Source organism: Pleurocapsa sp. PCC 7319 (assembly GCF_000332195.1).
Classification (GTDB): Bacteria; Cyanobacteriota; Cyanobacteriia; order Cyanobacteriales; family Xenococcaceae; genus Waterburya.
The window spans coordinates 825,233-839,255 of record NZ_KB235922.1 but is presented as its reverse complement, the minus strand read 5'-3'; the positions used below and the strand labels follow the sequence as shown (position 1 = coordinate 839,255).

The 14,023-nt window shown below is 43.5% G+C and carries 10 protein-coding genes; 3 read left to right on the top strand and 7 right to left on the bottom strand.

The genetic code is table 11. The annotated features are described in order from the left end of the window. Positions 1-259: 259 nt before the first annotated feature. From PLEUR7319_RS0107950 to PLEUR7319_RS0107920, 7 genes are all read right to left on the bottom strand, one after another. Positions 260-1,162, bottom strand: a complete 903-nt coding sequence (locus PLEUR7319_RS0107950) for a 3-hydroxyacyl-CoA dehydrogenase (protein ID WP_019504687.1) — start codon at positions 1,160-1,162, stop codon at positions 260-262. 326 nt (positions 1,163-1,488) lie between these two features. Then, positions 1,489-2,439 carry a 3-hydroxyacyl-CoA dehydrogenase gene (locus tag PLEUR7319_RS0107945; RefSeq protein WP_019504686.1) on the bottom strand — a complete coding sequence of 317 codons (951 nt, stop codon included), beginning with the start codon at positions 2,437-2,439 and terminating at the stop codon, positions 1,489-1,491. 142 nt (positions 2,440-2,581) lie between these two features. Further along, on the bottom strand, positions 2,582-3,889 hold the full coding sequence (locus tag PLEUR7319_RS0107940) for an NAD(P)/FAD-dependent oxidoreductase (protein ID WP_019504685.1): 1,308 nt from the start codon (positions 3,887-3,889) through the stop codon (positions 2,582-2,584). A gap of 271 nt (positions 3,890-4,160) precedes the next feature. Further along, positions 4,161-5,609 (bottom strand): hypothetical protein, encoded by a 1,449-nt coding sequence (locus PLEUR7319_RS0107935; RefSeq protein ID WP_019504684.1) that lies wholly within the window; start codon positions 5,607-5,609, stop codon positions 4,161-4,163. 572 nt (positions 5,610-6,181) lie between these two features. Continuing rightward, positions 6,182-7,177, bottom strand: a complete 996-nt coding sequence (locus tag PLEUR7319_RS0107930) for a catalase (RefSeq protein WP_019504683.1) — start codon at positions 7,175-7,177, stop codon at positions 6,182-6,184. A 436-nt stretch (positions 7,178-7,613) separates the two neighbouring features. Further along, entirely contained in the window at positions 7,614-8,789 is a 1,176-nt protein-coding gene (locus PLEUR7319_RS0107925; RefSeq protein WP_019504682.1) for an RNA-guided endonuclease TnpB family protein, read from the bottom strand. Between the two features lie 42 nt (positions 8,790-8,831). After that, positions 8,832-10,646, bottom strand: coding sequence for a cytochrome c biogenesis protein ResB (locus PLEUR7319_RS0107920; RefSeq protein ID WP_019504681.1), 1,815 nt, complete (start codon positions 10,644-10,646; stop codon positions 8,832-8,834). Positions 10,647-11,449: 803 nt separating this feature from the next. Between PLEUR7319_RS0107920 and PLEUR7319_RS0107910 the strand changes: the two genes are divergently transcribed. From PLEUR7319_RS0107910 to PLEUR7319_RS0107900, 3 genes are read left to right on the top strand one after another with little or no spacing between them, the layout of a single operon-like run. Further along, positions 11,450-12,532 (top strand): globin family protein, encoded by a 1,083-nt coding sequence (locus PLEUR7319_RS0107910; RefSeq protein WP_019504679.1) that lies wholly within the window; start codon positions 11,450-11,452, stop codon positions 12,530-12,532. A 9-nt stretch (positions 12,533-12,541) separates the two neighbouring features. Continuing rightward, entirely contained in the window at positions 12,542-13,189 is a 648-nt protein-coding gene (locus PLEUR7319_RS0107905; protein ID WP_026102382.1) for a cytochrome c3 family protein, read from the top strand. Continuing rightward, entirely contained in the window at positions 13,186-14,019 is an 834-nt protein-coding gene (locus PLEUR7319_RS0107900) for a cytochrome c3 family protein (RefSeq protein ID WP_237743537.1), read from the top strand. The genes PLEUR7319_RS0107905 and PLEUR7319_RS0107900 overlap by 4 nt, the downstream gene beginning before the upstream one ends. Positions 14,020-14,023 lie beyond the last annotated feature (4 nt).

The following is a 14,023-nucleotide window of genomic DNA, read 5'->3' as shown; positions in this document are numbered from 1 at the left end:
CCTACGAAGGGTTAAGGGACTGTGTGCCGAACCTGCGTCCGCACCTTGTAAGCCCCGTCCTCCGATAGGGAACGTGCACCAAGACTTTATGTAATATCCAATCATGATGTCATCGGGTAGAACCTAACCCTAGTTATCATTTCACCTTCTAGCGTAATTGCTAGATTAATTGCCCTTCGGGAGCGGAGCGTTCCCATATCGAGGAAACTTCGACGAGGTCTTCGCTCTACTTGCTACTTGCTACTTAAGCGCAGCGGTACTAAGTAGTCTTGAGAAAATCTTCATCTTCAAAGCTAGGGTTGGGGTAGCTGTAAAAACCTTGTCCTGATTCTACGCCAAGATGCCCTTTATCAATAAATTCAGATTGAATGTACTCTGCTGCATCAAGAGCTTTTTGGTCATTCTTAGTTTCTCCCCATGACTTCAGTACGTGATAGTTAACATTCATACCCGTCATATCTATCATCTGACATGGACCAATGTCAGATTTATTACAAATGCGCCATACTTTGTCGATACTTTCGTGATCTGCCACGCCTCTGCGCACCAAATCTACGGTTGCCAAACCAAATGGAATCAGCAAAGAATTTAATATGTAGCCAGGCTGTTCTTTTTTGACTGCAATAGGAACAAGCCCCATCTTCTCTGCGTATTCAAGCATAATATCGTAATATTTATCTTCCGTTTTCGATTGGGCCATCACCTCACCAATATTTGCATCCCAGACAGGAACACAGAAATGCAAGGTAAGAAATTTCTCTGGTCTGTCTACAAATTGAACCATATCGCTAGGAAGAAGCGAAGACGTATTGGTCGTAAAAATTGTTTTCTCTGGCGAGTATTTGGAAGCATCTTCCCAAAATTTTTGTTTGATCTCTAAATCTTCTGGCACTTGTTCAATAATCAGGTCGGCATCTTTTGCTGCTTCTTCCAGATTAGTTGTATAACTCAAATGCTGTTTTGCTTGATTTACTCTTCCTTCAGATGCACCGCGTTTATCGATAAATTCTTTGCTGTATGTCTCGTGAAATTTTTTGCATCGCTCAATGCCTTTGTCAAATGCATCATAAACGGTGACATTAAAGTCGTGCCATGCGGTTTGCCACGCTACCTGCGATCCCATAACACCGCCACCTGCGACTACTACATTTTTGATTTCCATAACTGACTCCAAAACTTGTTTGTTAATGATTTAGGTGATTTGAATATGTATTGCACGGTACGTATATAGCAGTCCTAAATCATTCCTGAAAAAATAGTTAACTTAACTTCTGCCTTCTGACGATAACTTACAGCCGTTTTCAGTTGAATAGACTCCGTTGAAGATTAACTAGTTTGTAGCTATTAGCTGTTAGCTATTAGATACCCGCTTTTCTAAAATTTAATTACCGTGGTCTACTCATATGAAAAGCGCAGTATGTTCACAAGTCAAATAGGATTGCTATATTACTCTTTAGTTAAGTGCAGTACCAGCTTGAATAACACTCCCTATTTAGGCGCAACCAGATCAACAATTCCTTCAACTGCTGATTTATCAGGCACAGCCAAAAAATCGTCAGCTTCAAAAGCAGGATCGGGATATTTGTAAAACCCTTCTCCATCAAGTAATCCAGTTTTGCCTTGATCGAGATATTGAGTTTTCAGATATTTGGCATTTTCTGACATTTGCTCATTATTTTTCTCTTTTCCCCAATTTTCTAAAATATTAGCCATCGTTTGAATACCGATGACATCGAAAATACCAAATGGCCCTAATTTACAGCCCTGGTTGGCTATCAAATAAGTTCTATCTACATCCTCCGGCGTTCCTACACCTTGTGTTACCAGCGTTAGTGCCTCGTTTAACATGAAATCAAGCCACGAATTTAAAATATATCCACTCTGTTCTTTTCGTACGGGAATTGGTACTTGCCCAATATCAATGGCATATTCAGTCGCTGCTGCGAGTGTTTCACGGGACGACTGTGGTTGTGCCATAATTTCAACTAGATTAAGTTTCCAGATCAAATTGGCAAAATGCATGGCACAAAATTTATCAGGTCGTCCTGTATGTTGAACAAAACTGCTTGGTAAAAGCGATGAGGAGTTTGTGGCAAGGATAGTATGCTCTGGCAATAGTGGTGCAAGATCTTTATATACGCTCTCTTTAATCTTGAGAACTTCGGGTACTGCTTCAATGACGAGGTCGACATTCTTGGTGGCAACTTCTAAATCAGTTGTAAACATTAATCGTTTTTTTGTTGCCTCTATGTCTTTAGCACTGGCATTCATTTCATCAGAGTAAATTTTCGCATATCTCTCATGGGCTTTTTTGCATTTGGCGAGGGGCTCTTCTTCAATATCTCTCACGGTTACGTTTTTACCGTGATATGCACTATGCCAGGCAATTTGACCGCCCAACACACCTGAACCCAATACCAGTACATTTTGAATCACCATAAAATTTCCTCCGAACAATTTCAACTCTGAACTACGAACTAAAAACTCAAGGGGAAGTAGTCTGAGGCTTCCTCAGACCTTTATACGCCCCGCCGAACTAGAGCGAAGCGACTTTGACATATATTTCTCGCCTTAAGGAGAATTAACTCACTCTGATGGGCGGACGGACGACTGAACCGAACAGATCCGACAGCCAAATCGCAACAGCTTTCAGCAAGCCATACAACTCTATCTGATGCCGACGGTAGAGCAACTCATGGGTAAACCGAGCGAACGATCCCCTGATGACCGATTTGCTTAATATCTTGCCATTGGTGAATGACCCGTAGGCGTTTTTTTGCCCGAGGGTAACTATCCTGCCTGCTGACTTAAACTTAAAAGTTCGTAGCGGATCTTCGTTACCGCGCAAACGCGACAGTTGAGCCGCTAGATGCAATGCTTGCTTGCGAGCTACCTCAGCCGTCGGTGGCAAGGGACGCTCCGCTCCTTCAGGCTTATAGCTGGAGCAGTCGCCAATGGCAAAAATGCGCTCGTCATCAACTGACTGAAGTGTCGGTCCAACGATTATCTGCCCACCTCTGGACTTCTCTAGTCCCTCGATTTCAGCAACCGCATCCCGTGCTGCTATACCAGCTGACCACACCGCGATCGTCGTGTCAATGCGATCGCCGTTTTTGAGTTTAAGACCGTCCGCGTCAGCTTCAACCACCATAGAGTCCACCAAGATTTTAACTCCCTGCTGCTGCAAATCTTTTTTCACTGCATCGACAACAGGCTGATCCACACCCTTGAGTATTTCTGGACCAGCCTCTATTAGTGTTGTCTCCATGAGAGATCTGATGTCGTACTCCGAGTAGGTGGAGGCAAGCTCGGCAACCTCGATAATCTCCGCTATTAGCTCCACACCAGTTGACCCACCCCCAACCACAGCCACGTGGAAGGGTTTTCCAAAGGACGCTGTTCGGACAATCTGGTTAAAAATTCTGTTGTTGAAGGCTTCCGCTGAGGGCAGGTCGTCAACAAACCAGCAGTGTTCAGCAACGCCAGGTGTCCCGAAATCTTGCGCTTTACTGCCCAACGCTAGAACGAGGTAGTCGTACGGAACTGTCCGTTCGGGAACCAATTCACGACCTTCATCGTCTTTGATTGAGCCGACTCGAACCGTCTGCGCCTGGCGATCAACCCCCACAAGCGGTCCAGGGACAAAGCCAAAGCCGTTTTTTGCCCCGTGTTGCAGAAACGGAATCTGCTGATACTTTGAGCTAATAGAGCCAGCTGCAAAGGCAGGGATCATCGGCTTCCAAATATGTACGGTACTCTGGTCAATCAGCGTTACGGAAACCTGTTCGTAGCGTGAAAGTTGTCGACCAGCCTTCGATGCTAGGAGAAGACCAGCGATCCCCCCTCCGACAATAACGACTGAGGTTTGAGCTTTAGTATTATTGTTCATTGCATTACTCACATACTTCTATTCGTTTGTTCGAGCTGATATTCGTATTTGACTCTTGAGCGATGTATTAAACTATCAGAAACCCTGATTGACTGACAAAAGATTATCAGTACACATCTGAATTACTTGCCAGTCCAAAAATTGGATCGGTTTCAGTAACAATTTTTGTCGGAAACAAGTTTGTTGAGTTGTGCTACCCCTAACCTAAGCTAGGAAATATCAGCTGTTTTAGCAGTTGTCAGTCAACCAGCCAGAAACCTCCTGGCAGGGATTAGCCTCTGTGGAAAACCAAGTCGTCATCAAGGACGACTCGTGGCGCAGCTGGGATTTTTTGGCGATCGCTCGATGGATTTTCTTCAAAAACAAGACCTTCTCGATGCACCGTTTTGAGTAGTAGCTTGACAGCGTCGATCGTCAGTAGCTCACCAGGACAGCGCCGATAGCCGAATCCAAAGGAGCCATAGCCGGCTGTATCGCACACTGGTGCGGGGGTGCCGTCGGTGATACCGTAAACCGTACCGAAGACGCTCTCGGTTAACTCGGTGTCGCGACCGTCTTTTACCTTCATCGGCGCAGCATGGAACGGGCATTTATTAAGCCCCAGCCCTGCTAGCTTTGATTCGTCGTTCTCGTGGCTGGTCGCTGCTTGCTTGTATCGGTCGGGGTTAAAGGCATCGGGATCGGACCAGTGCTTCTCGTCACGATTGACCTGTGGATGCGGGTGGGAAATGGCATTGTAGCCAGAGGTGAGCAACCGTTGCTGACTCTGCAATGTGGAATAGCTGCCACCGTTAGGAGCGATGACTCGCATGAGTTCCATAGCGAAGCGGTCGAGCGGGCTGAAAGCACCCCCATCCTTCGCGTCTGGATCCTCCCCGCTCATCATCTTGTCAAAGCTTTCGCGGATTGCTTGGTCGCCCCGATCCTTGCTTAACCGAAGTAAAACTTGGTAGAACAAATTACCCCACTGGCTAAGCGCCAGGAAATTGTGGAAGCACTCAAAGACAATATCCTTACGTCGGAAGTTCTCCCCTAGCTCGCCATTCTTAACCCAGTAGTGGACAAAAGTTCCCTCGAATCCTTCGACCTTCTCGTCCATAATGTCTTGCACGCGCTCGTCAAGCCACTCTTTCAGGGGAGCGCGAAGTTCGCGGACTTTCATATAGTTTTCACAGACGATGTCACTGGTCGGATACCAGTAACCAAGTACAGTATTAAAGCTGTAACCGAACTGGCGCACCTCATCAGGCACGTCCTCGCCTGTTGCTGCTACATGGAGATCCCAATACATATCTGGATAATTTTCAAGATACCGCGACATGAGTGGCTTACCTTCTGCTTCGGGTGCCAAGAGTGTGTCGAAGAATCGCTGGAGCTTGTCCGCGTAGTACTTGTCGCACAAGTCACGGGTCATCGCCGAGTAGTAAATTTTCTTACGTGCATTGTTTTCACCACGGTTTTCGTAGCCTTGTATGAAGACTGTCGCGCCGTCTTCCTCCAGACTTGGCGTCCACGAGTCATAGAGCATCCCCCAGACGTGTGGGTTAACAGCTGCTTCCTTGCTGTAAGCCAGATCGATCATCGGTAGCATCAGCGGTTCTCCCACCGCGATATTATTCACGAAGTGAGGCTTAACTGCACCCTCTACGTAGTCTGCGGGAAAGTTGGGTGGCATCAGACCTTTGGCGAGATCTTTTTCATTACTTGGAGGTTCAATCATAATTCTTCTGCTAAAAAGTGTTAAACAATGTAATAGCAATACAATTAGTCTTCTTTGGTCGAGTAGTGTTGCCGAGCAATGAAGAGAATGTAATAGCAATATAATTAGTCTTCTTTAGTCAGGTAGAGTCGCCGACCAATAAAGAGTAGGATTTTTCTGAAAAGAATGAAGAGAATGTAATAGCAATACACTAGTCTCCCCTAGTCAGGTAGAGTCGCCGACCAAAGAAGAGTAGGATTTTTCTGAAAAGCAGGATTTTTTGAAAAGTAGGGTTTTTTACCTTAAAAAGCTTTAAGCTCTAAAGTTTACTTAGGTAAACGGCTAACAGCTTATAGCTATCGGGTTTAATGCCCCCAGCAAACGAAGTTTGGTGGTCTACAATTAGGAGAGGTTAAAGCCTCTTATAATTGGCTTACAGCTTACAGCTTACAGCTTACAGCTTATAGCTGCGGCTCTGCCGCTTTACTATCCCTAGCCATCTTAATATATGGGCAAAAGTTCATTTTTTACAATCCTTCACTATGGATCAGATCATCAACTCACTTCTTATTTTCCAATAAGTCTAATAATCTTTAGAGAAACGATCCAAGTTGATCGTAATCAGCTTTTGTTGGTTCACTATTTTGGGCATTATTAAGTTCGTGTCGCAGCCGTGCACCTTCTTCATACACAAGCTTACGGCAACGCTGGATGCCTCCTAAAGGTTGATGATCTGATGTACAGTGCCAAGGATTGTAGGAAAGGTTTTCGCAAAACTCAAATTGCTCTGGCGCAGTGAAGTCTTGAGCTGGGATTGTTAGGGTTGCAATATTCTCAAATGGACTTGACCAGGTGGATGTAGCATCCTCAATTGGAGTTGTTTTTTCATCAATATAGCCCTGGGCTGCAAATAAAAACTTAGCAGACTTACGATTTTTAACAAAGTAATCTTCAAGAACTTCTCGGAGACCATCGGGGGTAGTTACAGGAGGGAGCTCCGAGACGTTACCTGGATCGGGAATTAAGGTAAACCTTGCTGCATTATTTTTTCCCATTGCAGAAGGAACTGTAGACCAGTATTGACGTTCGAGATGGCTTGTGATTACGACATTAAACGTCATAACCAAGCCAAATTCACGGGGATGGTTCTTAAAGTAGGAGGCTCCTTTATCTTCTTGTACAGAATTGAAGAAAGTTACGTATTCAGCCATGTCGCGGATAAAGAATGTGGGCTGATCTAAAAAAATAAAATCCTGCGTGTTAGTTGAAGAGCCAGGGACATCAAGTAGTTTAATCGAAAAACCGTGGGAATTGGGGTCAGAGTCTTTTGGCTTCGTTCCCGTTGATAAACGTAAAAGAGCATCAAATTTCTTTGGTTCGGCGAATATGCCAACGCGCATAGATTCTGGAACTGAATCTGAGATCTCGAATATGCCTCGTAAAAGAGCCTGTTGTTTAGGATGCTGTCCGCGTTTTTGCGGATCTTCATTTTTCATCATTTCGAGCTGTATCTTGGTGACGCGCTCGATCATTTCTGCTTCTCCCTTAGGAATGATTTCAAGGGGATGGTGTGATATCTGGACACTCATAGATTACTCCTCAGTAATTCTTTAGAGCAAGACTGTACCAAGCTTGAATGCAAATAGCAAAGAAATTCGCTTTTCCTTGAATGACCACAAATAGGCAAATATTAAACAGGAAAGGTCTCTTGGTATTAGAAACATTGAACTGATCTCTATTGAACAATAGCAGTTCTAATCAGAGCTATTGCGAAATAAGAGAAAAAGTAGCTTAAACCCTTGAGCATCAATCGATTAAGTTTTGTAACACAAAATCGCCTGAGTTCTTGATTTGTAAATACTTTTGGCTTGGTTAGGTTCTTGTTCCAAACAAGCTTATTTTAAGATATAAGGATACTAAAACTCTTATTTCAAGGAAAGATTAATAGTTCTTCACAATAACCTGTTGGAGTGGTTGACACTCCCCACGCATGAATGCGGGAGATTCTTGGTTCGTAGAAAAAACTTACCCTGACAAATTCTCATCAGCCAAGATAGAGGTTTCGTCTCCCCAAGCTTTAGATCCCGTGTGTCCCACGGTACTTAATCCTAAAGAGAGGATGTTTCTGGCTGCATTTTCATCTCGGTCGAGAACACAGCCACACTTACACTTATGAGTTCTGGTGCTGAGAGTTTTAGTTACTTTAGCTCCGCAACCAGAGCAGTTAACAGAAGTATACTGCGGTGGTACGGCAACTGTTACTTTGCCAAACTTATAGCCAAAGTACTCTAACCACACTCTAAATTGATACCAGCCAGCGTCGGTTATCGACTTGGCAAGATTGTGATTTTTTACCATCTTGGCAATTCTTAAGTCTTCATAAGCGACTACATCGTTAGATGTGATTACGCACCGTGCCAATTTCACGGCATGGTCTTTACGTTGCCTACTTATCTTAAGATGCTTTAGGGCGTATCTTTTTCTCGCTTGGTGATAGTTCTTAGACTGTGGTTTTTTACTTTTGACGTACTTTTTAGACTTGCTTCGGTTTAAGCGATTGAGTGCTTTTTCACCTCTTCGATAAAACCGAGGATTCTCAATCTGATTCCCTTTGTCGTCGGTACAGAAATAGTTCAAGCCAACGTCTAAACCAATTTCAGAATAAGATGGTTCTACTCTTTCTCGGTTGTCGGCATCGACTAAAAACTGACTATAATAACCATCAGCACGTCTAACTATTCGTACTCGTTTGAATTGTTTGATATCGTACCAATTCAAATCTCTTGTACCTTTGAGCTTGACCCGACCGATATTATTGTGATCGGTGAAGGTTATCTGTTTTCTGTTTTCAGAAAGCTTCCAACCTGTAGTCTTATACTCGACCGAGCGAGAATGCTTCTTGAACTTAGGAAATCCCTTTTTTCCAGGAGTTTTATGTTTACAGTTTTGATAGAAACGAGATATTGCAGCCCAGGCTCGATCTGCACTGCTTTGTCTGGCCATTGAATTTAGCTTGTGAGCAAAGGGGAATTCAGCAGCTAGTACTTTACAGTATGCCGATAGCTGGTATTTTCCTACTCCTTTATTGTCCATCCAATATCGCAATGCTTTGTTGCGTATGAATTGTGCCGTTCTGATGGCTTCATCCATCGCATCGTATTGAGTTGGCTTGGCTTGTATCTTCATCTCTAGAACTAACATATTCTTATGCTATCATATAAGCATAAACTAACCCAGCAAGTGCTAGCCGTGCCTTATATCCCCATATCTGAAGCCAGGGGCTTTACGGCACGAATCGGTAAATTCTCGTTCTAGATTTTCGCTATTCTCTTCAATCTCCGATTCTGTAGCAGTCATCGCTGCTGACTGGCGTAGTTTTTTATGAATTGCGGGGGCATAAAACATGATTCCAATCCCCAGAATAACCAATGCCGAACCAATCCAGGTTAAAGCCGTTACCCAAGCGGGTTCCCGTTTTACCTGGAGGGTGGACTGTTGCAGATCCCCAGGATTCCAGGAGGCTTGAGCGATTTTCCAGCCTTTATACCAGGTAGGGTGATTCATCCAGACCTTACGTTGTTCACTGATGTCGTTACTGGGATCTTCGATACGAATCTGACTCGTCCACATGGCTACCGACTCCGAACCTTCATTGCGATCGACAATAAAGTCTTCAAGCTTAATGCCAAAGGGTATTTGATATAGCTTGGGGCTAAAAGCTGCGTAGATCGTATTTTCGCCATCGGCAATCGCGCTAGCTTCTCCCCAAGGGAGCCAAGTTTTTTGTCCCGACTGTGTAGTTACTAGCAATGCAGGCTTACCCTGTATCTGTTTGTCTGTTGCGGGCATAATTTGACGTTGTACCTGGGTGTGGGGTAAGTATTCATCGAGGGTAATTCTAAAATCTGCCCAGCCAGGAGTAACGGTTTGTCCTGGTGCTAGACTACCCGACTTAAACTGGGTCGAAGACTTGGCAGCGTAATAAAGTTTATCTGCGCTAGCAATTACTCGGAAGTAATCTTTAGTCGCTGGAGGCTGTACCCGATAGTTAAAGCTGAGATCGCTAATAGCTTCTCCCGATATTAGGGTACGTACAGGGGGAAAATCTAGTTTGCCAAAAATATACCAGCGTTCTTTACCTTGAGGGGAAGAAACCTCTAAAGCTACAGCAGGGTTATCATAATTCTCTGAAGCGGTAGCGGGTTGTTTGTTACGGTTTAAACGGAAGTCGGGGTAAAAGTCTTCAACTGCAACTTTCAGATCTCCTACTCGTAACGTTTTGGATTTATTTGCCTTCACATCGACAGTGTATTGTTTAGTAGCAGTAGCAATCTCTAATTCTCCCCAAGGGTGTTGGTTTTTCTGAGAATGTAATAAACGGTTTAAGTCCGCTTCGTCTTCAGTAACTATTAACTCCAATTCCGCAGGACCTAAACTCACCTTACTGTAAACATCAGGAAAAGCCACCAAAGTACGTTCTATAGTTTGTCCCATGCGATCGCTTGCTAAACTCAATCTCACTCCAGGGTTAGCCACAGTTCCCCCTTCGGCAAAACTAATTTCTTCTACTGCATTATCGGTATAAGCTGTTAGTTCTAAATCCCCAATACGTCTAGGAATTACCGAACCGTCTTGTTTAATAAAAATGCTTGCTTGTTCTAATTCCCCATCTCTCACTATTTCTAGTAAATCTCCCTGGACTCTCAGGCGATCGCCCGCACCTCCATCTGTCCTTAATAACAGCATCCCTTCCATCCCCAGATGAATTACCGCAGCCGATCCCGCAATAATTACTACCAGTCCCAAATGGGTTAAAGCAAAGCCGATTTTTCTTCCCCCGCGCCAGGGATAGCGAGACATTGCAGATACTGTTAGGTTTAACGCCAACACAAACATCAACGCACCAAACCAAGGACTTTTATAAATCTCTTGCTGTACCGTAGCAGAACCCACTTGGGATTCATAGAAAGTAGCCCAGATCAAAATGCCAATGATAGTAGTGAGTAAGGGGACTGCTAGTTTTATCGAACCAACAAAGCGAATGAGGCGATCAAACATAAAATATTTTCCCGTGAGTCGTGTAATGGTTTAAACAAGTAGAAAGAGATGCAGAATAAAGGTTCAAGTCCTATCCACTACTGAGTTAATCTAAATTAATATTTAATTAATATTTAATACGAGTTATCTAAATTGCTAAGCCCAAGGAAATTCTTTGATTATCTACTGTTTCTTGGCTATTCAAGTTTAAAAATATCAGGAGACAAGTAAAATAATCAGCAAACAGTATAATCTTTTTTGTAATACCATCTGCTGTCAGCCACAATCAAAAAGTATTAAAAGAATTATTTTGATCTTTTTTTTGAAAAATTCATATTTTAGATATTACAAATAAAACAACTGTTGAAAACAGTAACAATTGCTACTGAAATCTTATAATTTCTGCCAGGTTTATAAAAAAATCATTTATTTTTATAGCTATAAATACCTTTAAATAATCTATAAAAGGCTGAATAAATATAGAGTATCAGACTCTATGAAGGTTGTTTTAGATATATTTATCTAAAATTATTTCTATAATAATGCGAAAAAAGCATCAATTGTATTCGCAAAATAAATACAAAGCTTGTGATCGTATATTTGGTAACAAAATACGATTTGAAGCTGAACTATAAATCTATCTAGAGTTATAAATTGCTGTAGTTTGACTAGCTCTAATATCAGAGTTCATAAGTAAACAAAATTGTATTTGTTATTAGTTTGACTAAATAATTTGCTAATCGAAGTTCGATCAAAGTTAGCAATAAACTAGATCGAATCAATAGTAGTTGATCGCATATTTAAAAGGGGAGAAGAATCAGGAAATGTCTTTACAGGTAGAATTACTAGAAGATAGTTTTGAGGCAGTCAAGCCCCAAGCCAACGAATTCGTTGAAAGTTTTTACGACAATCTGTTTACCGCTAACCCAGAAGCCAAACCTTTGTTCGAGCATACTGACATGGCATCCCAGAAAAAGAAATTACTCGACTCCTTGGTGCTGGTGGTAGACAATCTTCGCAGTCCCGATATGTTGGATAAAGCCTTACGCGGTTTGGGTGCACGTCACGTTAAATACGGTGCGTTGCCCGAACACTATCCTTTAGTTGGTGGTGCTTTACTAACTACTTTCCAACAATATCTCGGTGAAAAATGGACTCCTGAAGTAAAGCAAGCCTGGACGGATGCTTATGGGGCGATAACCGAGATTATGCTTGACGGTGCGGATTATTCTGAAGCTGAAATTACCCTGGCAGAGGAAACAGCCGAAGAGGGTTTGCAGGTAAAACTATTAGAGCAAAGCTTTGAAGAAGTAAAACCCCAAGCCGACGAATTCGTTGAAAGTTTTTACGACAATCTGTTTACCGCCAACCCAGAAGCCAAACCTTTGTTCGAGCATACCGACATGGCATCCCAGAAAAAGAAATTACTCGCCTCCTTGGTAATGGTGGTAGACAATCTCCGCAGTCCCGATGTGTTGGATAAAACCTTGCGCGGTTTGGGTGCCCGTCACGTTAAATACGGTGCGTTGCCAGAACACTATCCTTTGGTAGGAGGTGCTCTACTAACTACTTTCCAACAATATCTCGGTGAGAAATGGACTCCCGAAGTAAAGCAAGCTTGGACGGATGCTTACGGAGCGATTAGCGAAATTATGCTCGATGGTGCAGACTATTCTCAGGCAGATATCGCCCTCAAATCCGAACCTAGCAAAAACCAGAGCAATACGGAAATAGCGATTCCCGAAGCTTTTCCTCTAAACTATGCGATGGCTAACGCCAACCCCGTGAGTGCTTCAGCAGGTGTGGAAGAATCTTTCTCTCACGACTCTGGAAAAGCAATAGTGGGTGCCTTTGCTGGTGGGGGAATTATGGGAATTGTTGCCACTATTTTGGCATTGCTATTTTAGAGAAAGAAAATGGCAAGAAGTTTTCCACGTGGTATTAAACCATTTGCCTTACTAAGTTCTAAGTTTGCCATCATTGGGGCGATAATTATCTTGTTACTATGGCTGGGTTCGGCATTTGCTCTAGATAGTAAGAGGGTATTTTTACCAGGAGAAACCTCAAACGGTCATCTTTTATTTGAAGCCTCTTGTAAGTCTTGTCACGAGGGTTTTAAACCTGTAAGTAACGAAACTTGTAATCGCTGCCACGAAGCCGAAATGGCCGAAGATATTCACGGGGCGAAGAAGTTTCGCGATCCTCGGTGGGCGGAGTTACGGGAAAACATAGACGTATTAACCTGTACCGCCTGTCACCGCGAACACGAACATATGTTCGGTCGTGGTGTCAACTTACCTCCCGATCTTTGTATGGCGTGTCACCAAGGGGTAATTGAAGGAGAACTCGCTAGCCACGAAGGCTTTGAAGCTGATGGCTGTTGGACGGCTGGTTGTCATAACTTCCACGATCATCGTTCCATTTCTACGGGTTTCTTACGGAACAACCTCGATCAACCGATGATGCTGCCCAAACCTGCCTTACCAGATCGGATTATCGAAGCCAAATTAGATAAACCTCCCCAAGCGGATCTGAGTAAAGAGTTTTTGGGGGGCAAAGTATGAAAGAGATGAAATTTACCGTAAGGGCAAATAGTCATTCGTCCTCACAATGGACGGGAATAACGATCTCTCTAACATTGGCACTATTCACGTTTACCTGGTGTATCCCCGATGTAGCCCTGGCAGATGGAGTTAGCAAGGCACAGTTGCAGAAAATTGAACAGCAGTGGCAAACCAGCGCCCATGCCTTGGCAGACGTAAACTGTTCTAGCTGTCACCAAAACCAAGAAACCAAGAAGTTTGTGGCAATGCCAACAGAAGAAAGCTGTCAAAGTTGCCATGAAAATAGCGTCGATACTTTCTTGTTAGGCAAACACGGCATTCGTACCTTAGAAGGTATGTCGCCCCTAACGCCTGGGATGGCACATTTACCGATGAAAGATGGGGTTGCGGACAAGCAGATGAACTGCAACACCTGTCACAACGTCCATACAGTCAATACCTACCAAGCCTCGGTAGACTCTTGTTTGACTTGTCACAGTGACAATCATTCTCTCAATTACAAAAATTCTCCCCACGCTCAGATCTTCCAGAAAATTGGGACGCTACCCCGCCCCGACAACAATTCCGTTACTTGTGCTACCTGTCACCTACCTAGAGAAAATTCTGGCGACAGTGTTTTAGTCAATCACAATAACACTTATACGCTTAAACCACGCGATCGCATGGTGAAGGAGGTTTGTATGAATTGTCACGGCGTAGAACACGCCTACAACAGTATCTTTGATGATGAGCTAGTTGAAGCCAACTTTGCTCGTCCGCCCAATCAAAAAATGCCTACCTTTCAACTGGTACGCGATCTTGAGAAAAAAAGATCGAGCAAAAGGAATTAATTTT